This window comes from Streptomyces spectabilis (assembly GCF_008704795.1).
GTDB lineage: Bacteria > Actinomycetota > Actinomycetes > Streptomycetales > Streptomycetaceae > Streptomyces > Streptomyces spectabilis.
Map to the genome: position 1 here is coordinate 5,984,193 of NZ_CP023690.1, position 19,015 is coordinate 6,003,207.

General features: G+C 72.6%; 17 protein-coding genes and 1 pseudogene. 10 read left to right on the forward strand and 8 right to left on the reverse strand.

The features are described 5' to 3' along the window. Nucleotides 1–186: 186 nt before the first annotated feature. Nucleotides 187–1,158, forward strand: a complete 972-nt coding sequence (locus tag CP982_RS26400) for a DeoR/GlpR family DNA-binding transcription regulator (RefSeq protein ID WP_144320639.1) — start codon at nt 187–189, stop codon at nt 1,156–1,158. 33 nt (nt 1,159–1,191) lie between these two features. Here the strand turns inward: CP982_RS26400 and CP982_RS26405 are convergent, their stop codons facing one another. Together CP982_RS26405 and CP982_RS26410 are read right to left on the reverse strand one after the other, a co-directional pair. Next, complete coding sequence (locus tag CP982_RS26405) at nt 1,192–1,761, reverse strand: TetR/AcrR family transcriptional regulator (RefSeq protein ID WP_150512762.1); 570 nt, start codon at nt 1,759–1,761, stop codon at nt 1,192–1,194. A 97-nt stretch (nt 1,762–1,858) separates the two neighbouring features. Beyond that, complete coding sequence (locus CP982_RS26410; RefSeq protein WP_150512763.1) at nt 1,859–3,631, reverse strand: acetyl/propionyl/methylcrotonyl-CoA carboxylase subunit alpha; 1,773 nt, start codon at nt 3,629–3,631, stop codon at nt 1,859–1,861. 359 nt (nt 3,632–3,990) lie between these two features. Between CP982_RS26410 and CP982_RS26415 the strand changes: the two genes are divergently transcribed. Continuing rightward, on the forward strand, nt 3,991–4,422 hold the full coding sequence (locus CP982_RS26415) for a hypothetical protein (protein ID WP_150512764.1): 432 nt from the start codon (nt 3,991–3,993) through the stop codon (nt 4,420–4,422). A gap of 9 nt (nt 4,423–4,431) precedes the next feature. On the opposite strand, the gene CP982_RS26420 is transcribed toward CP982_RS26415, so the two are convergent. Then, complete coding sequence (locus CP982_RS26420) at nt 4,432–5,043, reverse strand: nucleoside triphosphate pyrophosphatase (RefSeq protein WP_150512765.1); 612 nt, start codon at nt 5,041–5,043, stop codon at nt 4,432–4,434. A gap of 28 nt (nt 5,044–5,071) precedes the next feature. Beyond that, nucleotides 5,072–5,200: a morphogenic membrane protein MmpB gene (mmpB, locus tag CP982_RS42995; RefSeq protein WP_260423091.1), complete on the reverse strand. Its 129-nt coding sequence runs from the start codon at nt 5,198–5,200 to the stop codon at nt 5,072–5,074. Nucleotides 5,201–5,343: 143 nt separating this feature from the next. On the opposite strand from mmpB, the gene CP982_RS26425 reads away from it, so the two are divergent. Next, nucleotides 5,344–6,798, forward strand: a complete 1,455-nt coding sequence (locus CP982_RS26425; RefSeq protein WP_150512766.1) for an FG-GAP repeat protein — start codon at nt 5,344–5,346, stop codon at nt 6,796–6,798. Between the two features lie 43 nt (nt 6,799–6,841). Here CP982_RS26425 and CP982_RS26430 read toward each other — a convergent pair whose 3' ends face one another. Together CP982_RS26430 and CP982_RS26435 are read right to left on the reverse strand one after the other, a co-directional pair. Next, nucleotides 6,842–7,048, reverse strand: a complete 207-nt coding sequence (locus CP982_RS26430) for an acyl-CoA carboxylase epsilon subunit (RefSeq protein WP_138961501.1) — start codon at nt 7,046–7,048, stop codon at nt 6,842–6,844. A gap of 44 nt (nt 7,049–7,092) precedes the next feature. Beyond that, complete coding sequence (locus CP982_RS26435; RefSeq protein WP_229878529.1) at nt 7,093–8,745, reverse strand: acyl-CoA carboxylase subunit beta; 1,653 nt, start codon at nt 8,743–8,745, stop codon at nt 7,093–7,095. A gap of 127 nt (nt 8,746–8,872) precedes the next feature. Here CP982_RS26435 and CP982_RS26440 point away from each other — a divergent pair. The 5 genes and pseudogenes from CP982_RS26440 to hutH all read left to right on the forward strand — a co-directional run bounded on the left by CP982_RS26440 (nt 8,873) and on the right by hutH (nt 14,950). Beyond that, nucleotides 8,873–9,735: pseudogene (locus CP982_RS26440) on the forward strand (biotin--[acetyl-CoA-carboxylase] ligase). Between the two features lie 228 nt (nt 9,736–9,963). Next, nucleotides 9,964–11,238 (forward strand): adenylate/guanylate cyclase domain-containing protein, encoded by a 1,275-nt coding sequence (locus CP982_RS26445; RefSeq protein WP_150512767.1) that lies wholly within the window; start codon nt 9,964–9,966, stop codon nt 11,236–11,238. An 85-nt stretch (nt 11,239–11,323) separates the two neighbouring features. Next, the gene (locus CP982_RS26450) at nt 11,324–12,118 is read left to right on the forward strand and encodes an enoyl-CoA hydratase/isomerase family protein (protein ID WP_150512768.1); all 795 of its coding nucleotides are present in this window, start codon (nt 11,324–11,326) and stop codon (nt 12,116–12,118) included. Between the two features lie 65 nt (nt 12,119–12,183). Next, nucleotides 12,184–13,326, forward strand: a complete 1,143-nt coding sequence (locus CP982_RS26455; RefSeq protein WP_150512769.1) for a GGDEF domain-containing protein — start codon at nt 12,184–12,186, stop codon at nt 13,324–13,326. Nucleotides 13,327–13,411: 85 nt separating this feature from the next. Then, nucleotides 13,412–14,950 (forward strand): histidine ammonia-lyase, encoded by a 1,539-nt coding sequence (gene hutH, locus CP982_RS26460; protein ID WP_150515714.1) that lies wholly within the window; start codon nt 13,412–13,414, stop codon nt 14,948–14,950. Nucleotides 14,951–15,011: 61 nt separating this feature from the next. Here hutH and CP982_RS26465 read toward each other — a convergent pair whose 3' ends face one another. Continuing rightward, nucleotides 15,012–16,487 (reverse strand): APC family permease, encoded by a 1,476-nt coding sequence (locus CP982_RS26465; RefSeq protein WP_150512770.1) that lies wholly within the window; start codon nt 16,485–16,487, stop codon nt 15,012–15,014. A 77-nt stretch (nt 16,488–16,564) separates the two neighbouring features. Further along, nucleotides 16,565–16,822, reverse strand: a complete 258-nt coding sequence (locus CP982_RS26470) for an LPXTG cell wall anchor domain-containing protein (RefSeq protein WP_229878528.1) — start codon at nt 16,820–16,822, stop codon at nt 16,565–16,567. Nucleotides 16,823–16,933: 111 nt separating this feature from the next. On the opposite strand from CP982_RS26470, the gene CP982_RS26475 reads away from it, so the two are divergent. Beyond that, a complete protein-coding gene (locus tag CP982_RS26475; protein WP_150512771.1) occupies nt 16,934–17,269 on the forward strand; it encodes a hypothetical protein in 336 nt (111 codons plus the stop codon). Between the two features lie 245 nt (nt 17,270–17,514). After that, nucleotides 17,515–18,762, forward strand: a complete 1,248-nt coding sequence (locus CP982_RS26480) for a L,D-transpeptidase (RefSeq protein ID WP_150512772.1) — start codon at nt 17,515–17,517, stop codon at nt 18,760–18,762. Nucleotides 18,763–19,015 lie beyond the last annotated feature (253 nt).

The window sequence follows — 19,015 nt, forward strand, 5'->3', positions numbered from 1 at the left end:
CGCCGGAAGTGATCCCTCCGGCGGCCGGAATCAACTCTTCGCAGGTCACAGCCTGTTGCGGTCCATGCGTGCGGCATAGGCGCGTGGAGTACCCCTATACCACTTCCACCCCTGTCGTGCGTACAACTTCTGTAATTCGGCGCAAACTGCTGAAAGCAGACGGTCGTTGGGGTTACTGTCAGTTTCGTGTTCGCTGCAGAACGTCGCCAATTGATCCTCGAAATGGTGCGGGCCAACGGGGCTGTATCGCTCCGTGAGCTCGCCCGCGTCGTCCAGACCTCCGAAGTGACCGTACGGCGGGACGTGCGCGCGCTGGAGGCAGAAGGACTCCTCGACCGCCGGCATGGCGGTGCGGTATTGCCGGGCGGATTCACGCGGGAGTCCGGCTTTCCGCAGAAATCGCATCTCGCGTCCGCCGAGAAGACGGCCATCGCCGATCTCGCGGCGGGTCTCGTCGAAGAGGGCGAGGCCATCGTCGTCGGGGCGGGTACGACCACGCAGGAGCTGGCCCGCCGGCTCGCGCGGGTACCCGGCCTGACCGTGGTCACCAACTCCCTGCTCGTGGCCCAGGCCCTGGCCCACGCCAACAGAGTGGAAGTCGTCATGACCGGCGGCACCCTGCGCGGCTCCAACTACGCCCTGGTGGGCAGTGGTGCCGAGCAGTCCCTCCAGGGCCTCAGGGTCTCGCGCGCCTTCCTGTCCGGCAGTGGTCTGACCGCCGAGCGCGGCCTGTCCACGTCGAACATGCTCTCCGCGAGCGTGGACCGCGCGCTCGTCCAGGCGGCGGCCGAGGTCGTGGTCCTCGCCGACCACACCAAACTCGGCACGGACACGATGTTCCAGACCGTGCCGACGGACGTCATCACCCGGCTCGTCACCGACGAACCGCCCGCCCACGACGACCGCGCGGCCACGGAGCTGCAGGCCCTGGCGGACCAGGGCGTGCAGATCGCCGTGGCGGGCGGAGCGGCGGGCCCCGGCCAGGCCCCCGGAGTTGACTCCGTTCCCACGGGCCGCCAACCCCGCAGGGACGTGCCGCTGCCCGGCCAGCGGCGGGGGCACGGGGGCCAGGGGCCGCAGCTGCGCAGTGCGGCGGTCCTGGGCGACCAGCAGCCGGGGGAGAGGTCCGCCCGGGTGGCCGACCTGCGGCGGCGGTAGTTTCCGGGGCGGGGCGCGCTCCGTGCCCCGCCCTCAGCCGCCGGCCGGGCCCGCGGGGTGGGCCTTGAGGCCGCGCAGGGTCAGCGTGAGCAGGCGGTCGGCAAGCTCCGGGTCGTCGGGGGACTCCTCGGCGGCCAGGGCGATCGCGTTCGTGAGCTGGAGCAGGTCCTCGATCGACACGCCCGCGCGCACCGCGCCCGCGGCCTGCGCGCGGCCGAGGAGGGCCGCGCCCGCCTCCCGCATGGGACGGCTGCACCGCCCCAGCGGGGTGCTGTCGTCCCGCGACACCGACATCAGGGCCCGTGCGAGCCCCCGGTACTCGCTCGCGTGCGTGACGAGCGCGCGCAGCCACGTCACGAGGGCCGCGCACGGCTGCGGGGCGTCCAGGAGCTCCCGCGAGCGGTCGAGGAGGTCGCTGACGGCGTCCTCGAATACGGCGCTCATGACCGCGTGACGGTTCGGGAAGTGCCGGTACAGCGTGCCGATGCCCACGCCCGCGCGGCGGGCGACGTCTTCCAGGGAGGTGTCCGTACCGTGCTCCGCGAAGGCGGAGCGGGCCTCCTTCAGGAGGCGCTGGTGGTTGCGCTGGGCATCGGCGCGCATGCGTCCTCCTCGGAAAGTCCCCCGCCCACCCGCTCCGGAAAGGGGCGGGTGGGCGGCGGGCGGGCACGGGCGGCTCGGGGCGTCCGCGCCGGGGTCGTCAGTCCTTGATCTCACAGATGGCCGCGCCCGAGGTGAGGCTCGCGCCCACCTCGGCCGTCAGGCCCTTGATCGTGCCGGAGCGGTGGGCGTTCAGGGGCTGCTCCATCTTCATGGCCTCCAGGACCACGACGAGGTCGCCCTCCTTGACCTCCTGGCCCTCCTCGACGGCCACCTTGACGATGGTGCCCTGCATCGGGGACGCCAGGGTGTCGCCGGAGGCGGCGGGCCCGGACTTCTTGGCCGCGCGGCGCTTCGGCTTGGCGCCCGCCGAGAGCCCCGTACGCGCCAGGGACATGCCCATGCCGGCGGGCAGGGAGACCTCGAGGCGCTTGCCGCCGACCTCGACGACGATCGTCTCGCGGTCGCCGTCCTCCTCATCGGCGTCGCCGCCCACGGGGGCGAACGGCGGGACGTCGTTGACGAACTCGGTCTCGATCCACCGGGTGAAGACCGTGAACGGCTCGTCGGAGCCGGTCAGTTCGGGCGCGAACGCCGGGTCGGTGACCACCTTGCGGTGGAACGGGATGGCCGTGGCCATGCCCTCCACCTCGAACTCGGCGAGGGCGCGCGCGGCCCGCTCCAGGGCCTCCTTGCGGGTGCGCCCGGTGACGATCAGCTTGGCGAGCAGCGAGTCCCAGGCCGGGCCGATGACCGAGCCGGACTCGACGCCCGCGTCGAGGCGGACACCGGGCCCTGAGGGGCCCGCGAACTTGGTGACGGTGCCGGGCGCGGGCAGGAAGCCGCGCCCCGGGTCCTCGCCGTTGATGCGGAACTCGAAGGAGTGGCCGCGCAGTTCGGGGTCGCCGTAGCCGAGTTCCTCGCCGTCGGCGATGCGGAACATCTCGCGTACGAGGTCGATGCCCGCGACCTCTTCGGTGACCGGGTGCTCCACCTGGAGACGGGTGTTGACCTCCAGGAAGGAGATCGTGCCGTCGGCGCCGACGAGGAACTCGACGGTGCCCGCGCCGACGTAGCCGGCCTCCTTCAGGATCGCCTTCGACGAGCTGTACAGCTCCTCGATCTGGGCGTCGGAGAGGAACGGCGCCGGGGCCTCCTCCACCAGCTTCTGGTGGCGGCGCTGGAGCGAGCAGTCGCGGGTGGAGACCACGACCACGTTGCCGTGCCGGTCGGCGAGGCACTGGGTCTCGACGTGCCGCGGCTTGTCCAGGTACCGCTCCACGAAGCACTCGCCGCGGCCGAAGGCGGCGACGGCCTCGCGCACCGCGGAGTCGTACAGCTCCGGCACCTCTTCGAGGGTGCGGGCGACCTTCAGGCCGCGGCCGCCGCCGCCGAAGGCCGCCTTGATGGCGATGGGCAGGCCGTGCTCCTCGGCGAACGCGACCACCTCGTCGGCGCCGGAGACCGGGTCCGGGGTGCCCGCGACCAGCGGGGCGCCCGCGCGCTGCGCGATGTGCCGCGCGGCGACCTTGTCACCCAGGTCCCGGATCGCCTGCGGCGGCGGGCCGATCCAGATGAGACCGGCGTCCAGGACGGCCTGCGCGAACTCGGCGTTCTCGGAGAGGAAGCCGTAGCCGGGGTGGACGGCGTCCGCCCCGGAGTCCTTGGCGGCGGCGAGCACCTTCGCCATGTCCAGATAACTGGTCGCCGGAGTGTCACCGCCGAGGGCGAACGCCTCGTCTGCGGCCCGCACATGCAGCGCGTCCCGGTCGGGGTCCGCGTAGACGGCAACGCTCGCGATCCCGGCATCCCGGCACGCCCGGGCGACCCGGACAGCGATTTCGCCACGGTTGGCGATGAGCACCTTGCGCACGATGGCTCCCTCCTTGAAACAAGCCGAGTTTAGGGACTGCCGACACGGCCTTTCGACCCGTCCCCATTGGTGAGCTTGCCCACACGGAGCGTGATCCGAGGCGCGCTCGACCCCCGTAATCCCTTGTCGCACCGCGGTACGCAGGGTCCCTTCCCGGCAGCGTAGCCCTCCGGTGTGGTCAAGGTCTCTGTGAGGGCGCGCTGCGGCGTGGGGGCTTTCTTTGTGGAGTCCCTACGAATGGCCCAATGAATCTTTGCCTCCGCCGCGGCTCTTGTCCCTCGGTTTACCCGCAAGTAGCGTGCCCGATGTCTCGTACGTACTTGCGGTAACAGCAGTCATGGAGAGGTGGGTGGGGCGGCGTGGTGCGCAGGCCGGTGGCGTGGGCGGGCGCGGTCGTGCTGTGGGCGGAGGCGGCCGGCGTCGGGTTCCTCAACTGGTTCCTGGGCCTCGTCGTCGACAAGCAGGAGATGTCCCTCGCCGGGCTCGACCCGCACGCCATGACCGTGTCGGCGTGGATCGCGGGCGGCGTCCTCGGGCTCTGTCTCGTGCTGTGCGGCGTCCTGCTGGCCCGCACCGCCGTGCGCGACCGCGCGCCGGGCGGCTTCGGGCGCACCGTGCTGATCGGCGCGGCCGTGCTGCACGCGCTGCTCGGCGCGTTCGCGGTCGGCCTGGTGGGCTGGCTCGCGTTCGCGTTCATGATGCTGGTGCTCGGCCTCATCGTGCTGACGCTGCTGGCCTACGACCGCTACGAGCACCGGGAGGCCGGGGCGGACGCCCCGCAGGCGGCTTGAGGCCGTGCGCTAGTCGGCCCACAACTGGGTGATGCCGACGCCCAGTTCGGCGAGGAGGCGGCGGAGCAGCGGCAGCGAGAGGCCGATGACGTTGCCGTGGTCGCCGTCGATGCCGTCGATGAACGGGGCCGAGCGGCCGTCGAGCGTGAACGCGCCCGCCACGTGGAGCGGTTCGCCGCTCGCCACGTACGCCGCGATCTCCTCGTCCGAGGGGTCGCCGAAGCGGACCACGGTCGAGGCGGTGGCGGCGACGTGCCGGCCCGCGGCCGTGTCGTACACGCAGTGGCCCGTCTGCAGGACGCCCGCGCGGCCCCGCATGGACTTCCAGCGGGCGGTGGCCTCCTCGGCGTCGGCGGGCTTGCCGAGGGCCCGGCCGTCCAGCTCCAGGACCGAGTCGCAGCCGATGACCAGGGCGCCCTTGACGTCGGGCCGTGCGGCGACCACCGAGGCCTTCGCCTCCGCGAGGGCCTTGGCGAGCTCGGCCGGGGTGGGGGCGGTGACCGCGTCCTCGTCGACGCCGCTGACGATCACCTCGGGGGCGAGGCCGGCCTGGCGCAGCAGGCCGAGGCGCGCGGGGGACTGGGAGGCGAGGACGAGTCGGCGGGTGGGCTGATCACTCATGCGGCCAGCGTAGCCGGGGGCCCGCCGCTCAGATGATCCCCAGGATCAGCATCGCGAGGAGCATGGCGACCGCCAGGAGCACGCCCGCGCGGCGCATCTTGACCTGCATGTCCCGCATGTCCTTGGGCGGGTCGTTCTCCGGGTCGGACCACAGCATGGCTCCGATGGTGCGCGCCGGGCCGGGGCCGCGCCTGAGTACGCGTACCTAAGTTCCTCGGGTCCTTCGTTCACCCGTACAACCCCGGGAGGGTGTCCAGGTGTCAACCACGCGTCGGTTCTCTGGGATTGGAGCGTTCTGATATGCGCGCTGTGCGCACGAAGGTCCTGATGGCGGTGGCCACGGCCGCCGCGGCCACCGGGGGCCTGGTGGTTCCGCTCGCGGGCACGGCCGCCGCCGCGCCCGCACCGGCCGCGAAGGCCGCCGCCGACTTCAACGGCGACGGCTACGGCGACGTGGTCCTCGCCACCCCCGACGCGACCGTGAACGGCGTCAAGAAGGCCGGGCACGTCGCCGTCCTGTACGGGTCGGCGGACGGGGTCGCGGGCGGGCGCAAGCAGCTGGTGAGCCAGGCCTCGGCGAAGGTGCCGGGGGTGCCGGAGGAGCGGGACCGGTTCGGCGCCGCGTACGACACCGGGGACATGGACGGCGACGGGTACGCGGACCTGGTCGTCGGGGTGTCGGGCGAGAACGAGCAGCGCGGCCTCATGACCGTGCTGTGGGGCGGCAGGGGCGGGCTCGTCCACGGCGGTCTGAGCATGACCTCGCTGCGCACGGACGACGTGCACTACGGCGGGTCCCTGGTCGTCGGCGACTTCGACGGCGACGGCAAGCAGCAGCTCGCCACGCGCTCCTACTGGGGCGCGGTCAGCCTGTCCGGCGACGGCTTCACCCGGACCCGGGCCCCGAAGCAGCAGCGCCTGAGCCTTCATGCCGACGACACCTTCCCGGTCATCGAGCGCCTGGAGGCGGGGGACTACGACGGCGACGGTGACGACGACCTGATCGCCTCCGGCATCGCGAACATGGAGGCCGACGAGCCGGGCGCCCGGCTCTTCTACTGGCGGGGCGGCCGCACCGGCGTGACGTTCACCAGGCCGTCCGCCGTGCTGCCCGAGACCGTCGTCGGCATCGAGGGCTCCGGAGACGTCGACAAGGACGGGTACGAGGACCTCGTGATCACCGACAGGTCCACGGCCAAGGGCGGCCAGGTCGGCGTCTACTACGGCGGCGGGCGCGGCCCCGGCAGCGGCGGCGGCACCGTGCTCGACCAGGACAGCCCCGGCGTACCGGACGAGGGCGAGGACGGCGACGAGTTCGGCACGAGCGCCTCGGTCGGCGACGTCGACGGGGACGGCTACGCCGACGTCGCGGTCGGCGCCCCGGGCGAGGACGTGGACGGCAGGTCCGCCACCGGCGCGGTGCACCTCCTCAAGGGCTCCGCTGCCGGGCTCACCGGCACCGGCGCACAGGTCCTCGACCAGGGCACGGCGGGCGTGCCGGGCGCGGCCGAGGACGACGACCGCTTCGGCTCCGCGGTCCAGGTGCGCGACACCGACGGCGACGGCAGGGCGGAGGTCGTCGTGGCCGCGTCCGGCGAGGACGTGTTCCCCGGCGCCCGGTGGAACGACGGCTCCGCCTGGGTGCTGCGGGGCGCGGCGGGCGGGGTCACCACCGCCGGGGCGTACTCGCTGAGCGAGAAGGCCTTCGGCCTGACGTACCAGAACAAGCGGTTCGGGTCCGTGCTCGGCCGCTGAACCGCCGTGGTGGGGGCGCGGGCCGGGGCCCCCACCACGGGCGTCACACGGGCCAGTACGTGCGGCCCCAGGACGCGGGTCCCGGCTGCGGCAGGCGCTCGCGGGCCACCCGGGCCGGGTCCGCCCAGGCGTCCGGGGTGCGGGGCGCGCCGGACGGCGCCTGCGCGGCCGCCGCGGCGCGCGCCTGGACCACCGCCAGGGCGGCGGCCAGCTCCTCGGGGGTCGGGTTGCCCCGTACGACCTTGATCACGAATGGGCTCCTCGGGGGTCGGGACACAGCCGTGTGCGGCCGGGCTACAGCGGGATGTTGCCGTGCTTCTTCGGAGGCAGGGACTCCCGCTTCGTCCGCAGCTGACGCAGGCCGCGCACGAGGTGCGAGCGGGTCTCGGAAGGCATGATCACGGCGTCGACGTAACCGCGCTCGGCGGCCGTGTACGGGTTCAGGAGCGTGTCCTCGTACTCCTGGATGAGCCGCGCCCGGGTCTCCTCCTGGGCGGCCCCGTCCCCGGCCGCCGCGATGGTGCGGCGGTGCAGGATGTTCACCGCGCCCTGCGCGCCCATCACCGCGATCTGGGCGGTCGGCCAGGCCAGGTTGAGGTCCGCGCCCAGGTGCTTGGAGCCCATCACGTCGTACGCGCCGCCGAAGGCCTTGCGCGTGATCACGGTGATCAGCGGGACCGTCGCCTCGGCGTACGCGTAGATCAGCTTGGCGCCGCGGCGGATGATGCCCTCGTGCTCCTGGCCGACGCCCGGCAGGAAGCCCGGCACGTCCACGAACGTCAGGACGGGCACGTTGAACGCGTCGCAGGTGCGCACGAAGCGCGCGGCCTTCTCGCTCGCGTCGATGTCGAGACACCCCGCGAACTGCATCGGCTGGTTGGCGACGATGCCCACCGGGTGGCCCTCGACGCGGCCGAAGCCGGTGAGGATGTTCGGCGCGAACAGTGGCTGCGTCTCGAAGAAGTCCGCGTCGTCCAGGACGTGCTCGACCACCGTGTGCATGTCGTACGGCTGGTTGGCGCTGTCCGGCACCAGGACGTCGAGCTCGCGGTCCTCGTCGGTCGGCTCCAGGTCCGCCTCCTCGGGGAAGACCGGGGGCTCGCTGAGGTTGTTCGACGGCAGGTACGAGAGCAGCGACTTGACGTACTCGATGGCGTCCTTCTCGTCGCCCGCCATGTGGTGCGCGACGCCGGAGGTCGCGTTGTGCGTGCGGGCGCCGCCCAGCTCCTCGAAGCCGACGTCCTCGCCGGTGACGGTCTTGATGACGTCGGGGCCCGTGATGAACATGTGCGAGGTCTGGTCGACCATCACCGTGAAGTCGGTGATCGCGGGGGAGTACACGGCGCCGCCCGCGCACGGCCCGACGACGAGGCTGATCTGCGGGATCACCCCGGACGCGTGCGTGTTGCGGCGGAAGATCTCGCCGTACATGCCGAGGGCCATCACGCCCTCCTGGATGCGGGCGCCGCCCGAGTCGTTGATGCCGACGACCGGACAGCCCGTCTTCAGGGCGAAGTCCATGACCTTCATGATCTTCTGGCCGAAGACCTCGCCGAGCGAGCCGCCGAGGACCGTGAAGTCCTGCGAGAAGACGGCGACCGGGCGGCCGTCGACCGTGCCGTAGCCGGTCACCACGCCGTCCCCGTACGGGCGGTTGTGCTCCATGCCGAAGTCGGTGGAGCGGTGCCGGGCGAACTCGTCGAGCTCCACGAACGAGCCCTCGTCCAGGAGCAGCTCGATCCGCTCGCGTGCCGTCAACTTCCCCTTGGCGTGCTGCTTCTCGACCGCGCGCGCCGAACCGGCGTGGTTCGCCTCCTCGATGCGGCGCCGCAGGTCGGCCAGCTTCCCCGCGGTCGTGTGGATGTCGGCACCGGGATCGCCCCCGGGGGGCGCCTGGGACTCCTGGGGCTGCGCGGAAGGCTGCTTGGGCTCGTGCGGCTCGGACATCGGGACGCGGCTCCCTGCCTGCTCAAAGGGGACGGTGAGGGGCTTACGACGCTGGCTACTGACTCGTAGCGTATCGGCGCGGATACGCCTGTGCAGTGCGGCGTTTACCACACCTAGGGTGGCTTGCATGACGCCGTCGAATGACCAAGAGAACCCCGGGAACCGCTGGAGCGACCTGGACCGCCCGCCCCTCGACGAGGGCGCGCTGCGCCGCGCCCTCGTCCGCGACGGCGGGCTCTACCGCTCCCTGGAGGTGGTGGCGTCCACCGGCTCCACCAACAGCGACCTGGCGGCCCGCGCCGACGAGCTGCCCGAGGGCGCCGTGCTCGTCGCCGAGGCGCAGAGCGCGGCGCGCGGCCGCCTCGACCGGCGCTGGACCGCGCCCGCGCGCTCGGGCCTGTTCTTCTCCGTCCTGCTCAAGCCGGAGGAGGTGCCCGTCGAACGGTGGGGCTGGCTGCCCCTGCTCACCGGCGTCGCCGTCGCCACCGGGCTTTCCCGGGCGGCCGGGGTCGACACCGCGCTGAAGTGGCCCAACGACCTGCTCGTCACGGTCGACGGCCAGGAGCGCAAGGCCGGGGGCATCCTCGCCGAGCGCGCGGGCGCCACCGGCGTCGTCATCGGCATCGGCCTCAACGTCACCCTGCGCGCCGCGGAACTCCCCGTGCCGCACGCGGGCTCCCTCGCCCTCGCGGGCGCGGTGAGCACCGACCGCGACCCGCTCCTGCGGGCCGTCCTGCGGAGCCTGGAGCGCTGGTACGGCGACTGGCGCGGGGCCGGGGGCGACCCAGCGGCGTGCGGGCTCCAGGAGACGTACGCGGCGGGCTGCGCGACGCTCGGCCGCGCGGTGCGGGCCGAGCTGCCCGGGGGCGCGTGGTCTCCGGCGAGGCCGTGGCGGTGGACGGGGACGGGCGGCTGGTCCTGGCCACGGGGGCCGGGGTGCGGGAGCCCATCGCGGCGGGGGACGTGGTGCATGTGCGGGGCACCGACTGACCGGGGGCTCCGCCCCCGGACCCCCGCTCCTCAAACGCCGGAGGGGCTATTCGTAGCCCGTCCGGCGTTTGAGGACGAGGCGCGGAGCGCCGATGAACGGGGGTCCAAGGGGGCGGAGCCCCCTTGTTCGGGAAGGGGCGGGTCGAGTCGGGAGTGAGCTGGGGCACACCTGCCGTAAAGTTGGCGCCGGTCGATATCTGACCGTGGCAGATCGGAAGGGCAGCAGGCGTGACCGTCGACGACACCGGCTCCGGCCAGGGCGCACACCCAGCCCCCGACGGTGAGCCCCGCGCGGCGGCGCCGTCGGCTTCCGAGGAGAGCCCTGAACCCGGCGCCAAGGACGACAAGCCGGACGACCCCTACCGGTCGGCGGGCCCGCACCAGCCGAAGGACCCCGGCCTGACGGCGGCCCTCGACCGCACGGCGAACCCGGGCAAGCCGGATGACCCGGACGACGAGAAGGACCCCCTGGCGCTCCGTCTGGAGCAGCTGATCCTCGGGGCCGACCGGCGCTACACCCCCTTCCAGGCCGCCCGCAGCGCGGGCGTCTCCATGGAGCTGGCGTCCCGCTTCTGGCGGGCCATGGGCTTCCCCGACATCGGCCAGGCCAAGGCGCTCACCGAGGCCGACGTGCTCGCCCTGCGCCGCCTCGCGGGCCTCGTCGAGGCGGGCCTGTTGAGCGAGGCGATGGCGGTGCAGGTGGCGCGGTCCACCGGGCAGACCACCGCGCGGCTCGCGGAGTGGCAGATCGACTCGTTCCTTGAGGGCCTCACCGAGCCGCCCGAGCCGGGCATGACCCGTACGGAAGTCACGTATCCGCTCGTCGAGCTGCTGCTGCCCGAGCTGGAGGAGTTCCTCATCTATGTGTGGCGGCGTCAGCTCGCCGCCGCCACCGGCCGGGTCGTCCAGGCGGCCGACGACGAGGAGATGGTCGACCGGCGGCTCGCCGTCGGCTTCGCCGACCTCGTCGGTTTCACGCGGCTGACGCGGCGCATGGAGGAGGAGGAACTCGGCGAGCTCGTCGAGGCGTTCGAGACGACCGCCGCCGACCTGGTGGCCGCGCACGGCGGACGGCTCATCAAGACCCTCGGCGACGAGGTCCTCTTCGCCGCCGACGACGCCGGGATCGCGGCCGAGATCGCGCTGCGGCTCATCGAGACCATGGCGAACGACGAGACCATGCCCGAGCTGCGCGTCGGCATCGCCTTCGGCACGGTGACGACCCGCATGGGAGACGTGTTCGGGACCACGGTGAACCTCGCGAGCCGCCTCACCTCGATAGCGCCGCGGGACGCCGTGCTCGTGGACGGGGCGCTCGCCGAGGAGCTGACCAGGACCGGCGATGCCCCCGCGTCCGAGACGGAGGCCGCGGCGCTCGCCGAGCGCGCGGGGCAGGACGGCGGGGAACCGCCCTCGTACCGCTTCGCGCTCCAGCCGATGTGGCAGCGCCCCGTCCGCGGGCTCGGCATCGTCGAGCCCTGGCTGCTCACCCGCAGGGGCTGACCCCGGCAGGGTCACGGGTACCCAAGGCGCGGCCCGGCTGACATCATCTCGGCGTAACGATCGTTAACCGGGAGTTGGAGGGGTCATGGGCGAGCAGCGGTTCGGGGAGTTCGTGGGGGTACGCCGGCACGGGCACGTGGCGGAGCTCGCGCTCGACCGGCCCAAGGCCATGAACGCCGTGTCCAGCGCCATGGCCCGCTCCATCAGCGAGGCCTGCGACGCGCTCGGCGCGGACCGCGACGTGCACGTGGTGGTGCTGACCTCCACGCACGAGCGGGCGTTCTGCGTGGGCGCCGACCTGAAGGAGCGCAACTCCCTCACCGACGCGGAGCTGGTGCGCCAGCGGCCCGTCACGCGGGCCGCGTACACCGGAGTGCTGGAGCTGCCGATGCCCACCGTCGCCGCCGTGCACGGCTACGCCCTCGGCGGCGGCTTCGAGCTGGCGCTGTCCTGCGACGTCATCGTCGCCGACCCGACGGCCGTGGTCGGCCTGCCCGAGGTGTCCGTGGGCGTGCTCCCCGGCGGTGGCGGCACCCAGCTGCTGCCCCGGCGCGTGGGCGCCGCGCGGGCCGCCGAGCTGATCTTCTCCGCGCGCCGCGTCGAGGCGGCGGAGGCCAAGGAGCTCGGGCTCGTCGACCTGGTGGCGGGCGAGGGCGAGGACCGCGACGAGGCCCTGGCGCTCGCCGCCCGCATCGCCGCGAACTCGCCGGTCGGCCTTCGTGCCGCCAAGCGCGCGCTGCGCCTGGGCCACGGGCTCGATCTGCGCGCGGGCCTGGAGGTGGAGGACGCGGCCTGGCGGTCGGTGGCGTTCTCGGGGGACCGGGCCGAGGGCGTCGCGGCGTTCAACGAGAAGCGGAAGCCGGAGTGGCCCGGCGAGTAGGGCCGCGCGCCGGGGCTGTCCTGCCTCGCTTCTCCCTTTGCGTGGAATGTCCGTAACCTGGAGTGATGGGACAGGACGTTCGGTTGCGCGCTGTCGTGGCGCTCGCGCAGGGGATGGCCGCCGCGCACACCCCGCGCGGGTCCTGGCGGGCGGCCGCCCAGGGCGCCCGGCGGGCCCTCGACGGGAGCTTCGCCGCGCTGTCCGTGTGGGAGCGCGAGCGCGGGCGCCTGCGCGTTCTCGCGAACGCCGGGGAGCTGGCCGCGGGGGAGGAGGAGTTCCCCGAGGACGAGGCCTACCCCGTCCACCAGTTCCCGGAGATCACCGAGTTCCTGCACGAGCGCTGGGCCGGCGGCGGCGAGCCGCACGCCTGGGTGGAGACCGCGCGGGGGCCCGGCGGCGGCGAGCGCGCGGGCTACTGCCACCAGCGGGTCGCCGCGCTGCGCAGGCGCGGGCGCGGCTGCTGCGTGGTGGCCCCGATCGTGCTCCGCGGGCGCGCCTGGGGCGAGCTGTACGTGGCGCGGCCGGTGGGCGCGCCGGTCTTCGACCGCGCCGACGCGGACTTCGCCACCGTCCTCGCGGCCGTGGTGGCCGCCGGGATCGCCCAGACCGAGCGTCTCGAAGAGGCCCGGCGGCTGGCCTTCACGGACTCCCTCACCGGCCTCGCCAACCGGCGCGCGGTCGACGTGCGGCTCGACGAGGCCGTGGAGCGGCACCGGACCGAGGGCGTCGTCGTCAGCCTCGTCGTCTGCGACGTGAACGGGCTCAAGCAGGTCAACGACCGGCTCGGGCACGCGGTCGGCGACCGGCTCCTGGAGCGGTTCGGCTCGCTGCTCTCGCTGTGCGGGGCGATGCTGCCCGGAGCCCTCGCGGCGCGGCTCGGCGGCGACGAGTTCTGCCTCCTGTCGGTCGGGCCGACCTCGGACGAGGTGGTGCGGGTCGCCGACGAACTGTGCGTGCGCGCGTACGAGTTGGAGCTGGGCGAGGGGGTCGCCTGCGGGGTCGCGTCGACGGGGGATCCGATCGGGCCCGTGCGGTCGGCCCGGCGCCTGTTCCGGCTCGCGGACGCGGCGCAGTACCGGGCGAAGGGGGCGCGGGCGGTGAAGCCGGTGGTCGCCGGGCGCGAGGGCGCCGACGATCCGGTGGTGCGCCTCGCGGACGAGGCGGCGGCCCCCGCGCGGGGCGAGCGGCGCCGCTTCCGGGGGCGGTAGCCCGGCGCGGGCGGGCTCGGGCCCGCCCGTCCTGAGTTCACCAGTGACACCGCGAGTTTCAGTGCGTACGCTCCTGAATATGGATATGCAGACTGTGGTCGTAGGGACGTCCGGCACCACCGCCGCGGACGTCGTGGCCGTCGCCCGACAGAACGCCCGCGTCGAGCTCGGCGACGACGCCGTCGTCGCCCTCACCGCGGCCCGGGAGATCGTCGACGCCCTCGCCGCCAAACCGGAGCCGGTCTACGGCGTCTCGACCGGCTTCGGTGCCCTCGCGACCCGGCACATCGGCCACGACCTGCGCGCCCAGCTCCAGCGGAACATCGTCCGCTCGCACGCGGCGGGCATGGGCCCGCGGGTGGAGCGCGAGGTCGTGCGGGCGCTGATGTTCCTGCGTCTGAAGACGGTCTGCTCGGGCCACACCGGCGTGCGCCCGCAGGTCGCGCAGACCATGGCCGACGTCCTGAACGCGGGCATCACGCCGGTCGTGCACGAGTACGGCTCCCTGGGCTGCTCCGGCGACCTCGCCCCGCTCAGCCACTGCGCCCTGACCCTGATGGGCGAGGGCGAGGCCGAGGGCCCGGACGGGACGCTCCGGTCCGCGGGCGAGCTGCTCGCCGAGCACGGCATCGCCCCGGTCGAGCTGCGCGAGAAGGAGGGCCTCGCGCTGCTCAACGGCACCGACGGCATGCTCGGCATGCTGGTGATGGCCCTCGCCGACCTGGACGTCCTCTACAAGTCCGCCGACATCACCGCCGCGCTCTCCCTGGAGGCCCTGCTCGGCACGGCGAAGGTCCTCGCGCCCGAGCTGCACGCCATCCGCCCGCACCCGGGACAGGCGGCCGCCGCCGCCAACATGCTGGCCGTGCTCACCGGTTCGGGCCTGACCGGGCACCACCAGGACGACGCGCCGCGCGTCCAGGACGCGTACTCGGTGCGGTGCGCCCCGCAGGTCGCGGGCGCGGGCCGGGACACCCTCGCGCACGCCCGCACGGTCGCCGAGCGCGAGCTGGCCGCCGCCGTCGACAACCCGGTGGTGCTGCCGGACGGGCGCGTGGAGTCGAACGGGAACTTCCACGGCGCCCCCGTCGCGTACGTCCTGGACTTCCTGGCCGTCGCGGCCGCCGACCTCGGCTCGATCGCCGAGCGGCGCACCGACCGGCTGCTCGACAAGAACCGCTCGCACGGCCTGCCGCCGTTCCTCGCCGACGACGCCGGTGTCGACTCGGGCCTGATGATCGCCCAGTACACGCAGGCCGCCCTGGTCAGCGAGATGAAGCGGCTCGCCGTCCCGGCCTCCGCCGACTCCATCCCGTCCTCCGCGATGCAGGAGGACCACGTCTCCATGGGCTGGTCGGCCGCGCGCAAGCTGCGCACCGCCGTCGACAACCTCTCCCGGATCATCGCCGTCGAGCTGTACGCGGCCACGCGCGCCATCGAGCTGCGCGAGGGCCTCACGCCCGCGCCCGCGAGCCGCGCCGTCATCGAGGCCGCCCGGAAGGCGGGGGTGGAGGGGCCGGGGCCCGACCGCTTCCTCGCGCCGGACCTCGCGGCGGCGGAGAAGTTCGTCCGCGGCGGCGATCTCGTCGGTGCCGCGGAGACGGTCACGGGGCCGCTGGCCTGATCACGGCTACGGCTGTACGGCTCTACGGCTCTACGGCTGTACGGCTGTACGGGCTCTACGGCTACGGCACCGGCTCCGGTTCTCCCGGAGCCGGGTCGTCGCCCGCCGCCTCGGCCGTCCCCGCCGCCCCTGCCGTCAGGAAGTCCTCGCTGATCTCCTTCGGCCCGAACGGCCACACCTTCTCCAGGCGCGCCCACACCACGAACGCCACGCACCCGAGCGCGACCCAGGCGAGCGACCACTCGATGGGATGGCGGCCCGGTGAGTTCTTGTCGGCGTACCCGTAGATGACCAGCCAGCCCGCGAGGGCGACGAAGCTCGGGAGCGGGTACAGCCACATGCGGTAGGGGCGGCGCAGCGCGGGCTGACGGCGGCGCAGCACGCTCAGGGCGAGGATCTGCGCGAGCGCCTGGACGAGCACCATCACGGCCGTCAGGAGCTGGATCAGGGTCGCGAGGTCGGTGTGGCGGCCGAGCAGGAAGCCCCCGGACGTCACCACGCCCATGGTGGCGAGGCCGAGCACCGGGAAGCGGTGCCGGGCGTGCAGCTTCGCGTACGGCCGGAAGAACACCCGGTCGCGGGCCGCGTCGTACGGCACGCGCGAGCCGCCGAGGAGCCCCGCGAAGACGGAGGCGAAGGCGGTGATGAGGATCAGCACGGTGACGGTGTCCGCCGCGCCCTTGCCCCAGGTCTCCTCCAGTACGGCCGACGCGACGGACGTCGAGGCGACGTCGTCCGGGTCCGTCATGCGGTGCCAGTCGATGACGCCGAGCGTGCCGATCTGGAGCAGCAGGTAGATCGTCATGATCCCGAGGATCGAGAAGACGATCGCGCGGGGCAGGGTCCGCCCCGGATCCTTGATCTCGGCGCCCAGGTACGCGGCCGTGTTGTAGCCGAGGTAGTCGTAGATGCCGATCGTCAGGCCGCCCGCGAAGCCGATCCAGAAGTGGTTGCCCGTCAGCTCGAAGGCGTCGGACGGATAGGTGAACGCCAGGTCGGCGTCGAAGTGCGTCAGCGAGGCGACGATCACGCAGCCGACCGACACGATCATCACGACCCACATCACGGCCGTGATCCGCGCGATGTGCTCGATGCCGCGCCACAGCAGCGCGATGACGAGCGCGATGACGCCGAGCCCGATCAGATCGCCGGTCGTCCGCCCCATGCCGGGCGCGAGGTAGCCCAGGTACTGCACGAACCCCACGATCCCGGTGGACATGCCCACCGGGATGAACAGCATCGCCGTCCACACGAACAGGAACGGCATGAGCCGCCCCGTGCGGTACTGGAAGGCCTGGCGCAGATAGACGTAGCTGCCGCCGGAGCCCGGCATGGCGGCGCTCAGCTCGGCCCAGACCAGGCCGTCGCAGAGCGCGAGCAGCGCGCCCGCCACGAACCCGGTGACCGCCTGCGGCCCGCCGAACGCCGCGACCATCAGCGGGATGGTCACGAAAGGTCCGATGCCGCACATCTGGCTCATGTTGATGGCGGTGGCCTGGAAGGGGCCCACACGGCGTACGAAGCCCTTGTCCGGCATGGAGCCTCCTGGGCGCGGCGGTCAAAGAGGTCGGGCGGAGAGGGGAGTTGGTGCCCTGTCCCCGGCCCTGCGCCGGTTCAGTCCGTCGCGCTCTCCCGGCGTACCGAATACGCCACGAACCCCGCCCCGAGGCCCAGGAACGCCGTGCCGCCCACCACGTACGGCGTGGTGTCGATGGAGCCGGTGTCCGCGAGCCGGTCCTCGGTGGCCGTCGCGGTGGTGGCGTGGCGCGGCGCGTCGGGCGCCGGGGCCGCCTTCGCGGAGGGGACGAACCACAGGGCGCTGAGCAGCGTCGCTGCGGCGGCCGCGGTGAGCAGCGGGCGAAGTGCGGTCACGGGAAACGGATCCCCCTTGTGGAGCTGGCGAATTGGCCGTCTGGGGCGATGCTAATGAAAGGCGCGGGTCGTGCGGAAGTCGCGCCGGGAATGGGCCGTACCCTCCCTCTCATGAATGTGAATGAAACATCACGTTTTGTACGGCTGCGTGCCGAATTGCTGGTCGAGGTGGACGGGTCCGGCGAGCTGACCGCCACCGCCCTGAAGCGCATCGTGGACGACCCCCACCTGCCCGACGACGAGCGCACCCACGCCGAGGCCGCCGTCAAGGAGGACGACGCGGAGGCGCTCGCCTACCTCGTGGACCCCTTCGACCTGGTCAAGGGGCTGCCCGGAATCGAGCTCACCCAGGCGTCCTGGAGCAGCGAAGTGATCGACTACGACCCCGATTCGCCGGACTGGGACCCGGACGAGCATGATGACGGTGAGGACGGCGAGGAGCCCTAGGGCACGCCCGCGGCGCCGCGCACCGGTCAGCACCGAGAGCGCGGGGGAGCCCCGGTCGGCAACCGCCGCCCGGGGCTCCGTCGTCTCCTGAACGCGCGGCTGACCCTGCCGTCCCGCCCGGCGTGGCGTTCCCCACATCTAGGGTGGAAATGGAACGCGGAGGACCGGGAACTGCGTTAGGCGTGAAGCGGGATTACGGGACCCCCGGGTCTTTCGGGGATTCGGCAACGATGGAGATGCGTGTAATGACGGACAGTAAGCGGCGCAGAGGTCTGGTGGCCGTGTCCGCCCTGGTCGGCGGGGTGCTCGTGCTCTCTGCCTGTAGTGGTGACGACGGCGACAAGAAGGGCTCGGGCGGCAAGGAGTCGCAGAGCCAGGTCGACGAGGCGGCCGCGGAGAAGACCTCGGCGGCCAAGATCGCGATCGCGCCGAAGAACGGCTCCGACAACGCGAGCATCAACAAGGACGCCAAGGTCACCGTGAGCGAGGGCACGCTCACGAACGTGGTGATGAAGGCGGAGGGCGGCGCCGCGGTCGCCGGCGCGATATCCGCGGACAAGAAGACCTGGAAGCCGAGCGCCCAGCTGGAGCGCGCCACCACGTACAAGATCACCGCGACCGCCGCGGACTCCGAGGGCCGCAAGGCGCACGAGAACTCGTCCTTCACGACCGTCTCGAAGGCCAACAGCTTCATCGGCAGCTTCACGCCCGAGGACGGCTCCACGGTCGGCGTGGGCATGCCCGTGTCGATCAACTTCGACAAGCCGATCACCAACCGCAAGGCCGTGCAGAGCGGGGTCAAGGTGACCTCCACCTCCGGCCAGGAGATCGTCGGCCACTGGTTCGGCAACCAGCGCCTGGACTTCCGCCCCCAGGACTACTGGAAGGGCAACTCCACCGTCACCCTGAAGCTGGACCTCGACGGCGTCCAGGGCGCCGACGGGGTGTACGGCGTGCAGCAGAAGACGGTCCAGTTCAAGATCGGGCGCAATCAGGTGTCCGTCGTGGACGCCAAGACCAAGCAGATGAAGATCATGCGGGACGGGAAGGTCGTGAAGACCATCCCGATCTCGGCCGGGTCGCCGGACAACAAGACGTACAACGGCAAGATGGTGATCTCCGAGAAGTTCAAGGAGACCCGGATGAACGGCGCGACTGTGGGCTTCACGGACAGCGACGGCAAGGGCGAGTACGACATCAAGGACGTCCCGCACGCCATGCGCCTGTCGAGCTCCGGCACGTTCATCCACGGCAACTACTGGGGCTCGCCCTCGATCTTCGGCAATGTGAACACCAGCCACGGCTGCATCGGCCTGAAGGACGCCAAGGGCGCGGGCGACAAGTCCACCCCGGGCTCCTGGTTCTTCGAGAACACGATCACCGGTGACGTCGTGGACGTCCGCAACACCGGCGACAAGACGATCGCCCCGGACAACGGCCTCAACGGCTGGAACATGAGCTGGTCGCAGTGGAAGGCGGGCTCCGCCCTCTGAGCCGCCGCCTCCGGTCCGAAGCCGCCTCCGGGCCGAACCCGCCTCCGGGCTGAATCACCGCCTCCGGGCCGTCCGAACGGGCCCGCACCCCACCCGGGGTGCGGGCCCGTTCCGTGTCCGCGGCGTTGCGCGGCCATGTTGAACCGGCCAACAACCTCAACTATTCACTTCCGTCGCATAGTTGAACGGATATCGTCCCCCTCGACATACTGCGTGACTCAGAGCTTTCACCTTTGAGGGGGAAACTTGCTCA